Source organism: Vibrio sp. Vb0667 (assembly GCF_033391095.1).
In genome coordinates this window covers 1-1,350 of the sequence record NZ_JAWPOL010000195.1, presented here as the reverse complement: position 1 = coordinate 1,350, position 1,350 = coordinate 1, and the positions used below count along the sequence as shown (strand labels likewise).

The window sequence follows — 1,350 nt, the reverse complement described above, 5'->3', positions numbered from 1 at the left end:
AAATGGTCGTCACTTCACGACCATCAATCCCGACAAACCAGCTATCACGAGTATCGTTACTGGTGCCCGTTTTTCCCGCCAACGCAGCCCAAGCGAATTGGCTTTGAAGGTAGCGGCCCGTACCTTGTGCGACACCTTGTTTCATCGCGTAAGTCGTTAGCCAAGCCGCTTGTTCATCAACCGCGCGAGAGGAGCGAGGCAACGATTGATAAAGCACGTTACCGTCCATATCGATGACGGAACGAAGCGCGGTCAACTTAGCACGTTTACCCGAGTTAGTCAGTGTTTGGTACATTTGCGCCACTTCAAATGGCGTCAATGAAAACGAGCCCAAGAACATAGAAGGCACAGGACGAATCTCATCTTTGTTGACGCCTAAGCGTTCAAGTGTGCCAGATACTTCAGGAATACCAAGCTCCATCCCCAACCTTACCGTTGGTACGTTCAATGACTTCGCAAGCGCAAGGTAAAGTGGCACATCACCACGATATTTACGGTCGTAGTTACGCGGAGTCCATACCGAGCCTTTGCTACCTTTCAAACTTAGAGGGGTGTCGTGCAGCGTCGTCCCCAAATTGTATTTGTCTGGCTGTTCAAGCGCGGTCAGGTAAATCGCCGGCTTGACCAACGAACCAATTGGACGACTAGCATTAAGCGCACGGTTAAAGCCTTCATAACCCACGCGCTTACCACCAACCATGGCACGAATTTCACCACTGTGGCGATCAACAGCCACGGCAGCAGCTTCGAGTTCTTTGCCGCCTCGCTTCGCTAAATCCGGTATTTTCTTCGCGATAGCCTGCTCCATTTTACTTTGGGAGACAGGATCGAGAGACGTAAACACGCGCAGACCAGTTTCAGCCTTGAAGCGATCACCGACCTTCTCTTTCAGCTCGATATTCAATTGCTGGAAGTATGCAGGCTGACGGCTCGCAATACGTGGTTTGCTTTGTGTATCAAGAGGTCGACTCACAGCTTGTTCATATTGCTGCGATGTGAGCATGTTTTGTTGCATCAGCAATCGAAGCACCAAGTCTCGACGCTCTTTGGTGCGCTCAGGATAGCGAACAGGATTGTAGTACGACGGTCCTTTCACCATGCCCACCAGCATCGCAAGTTGATCAATTCGCAACTCTTGGATTGGCTGCCCAAAGTAGTAGCGTGATGCTAAGCCAAAACCGTGGATCGCTTCGCCGCCGCTTTGACCCAAATACACTTCATTGAGGTAGGCTTCTAAAATGCGGTCTTTGCTATAACGGTAATCAAGAATAAGCGCAATATAAGCTTCGCGCACCTTACGCCACAGCGTTTTATCACGGGTTAGAAATAAGTTTTTCGCTAGCTGCTGCG

At 50.1% G+C, this 1,350-nt stretch carries 1 protein-coding gene; it reads right to left on the bottom strand.

Annotated features, from left to right (window positions below; translation table 11 throughout):
• Positions 1–1,350, bottom strand: a 1,350-nt coding sequence (mrcB, locus tag R8269_RS24555) for a penicillin-binding protein 1B (RefSeq protein WP_318222821.1), incomplete at both ends; no start/stop codon positions are given.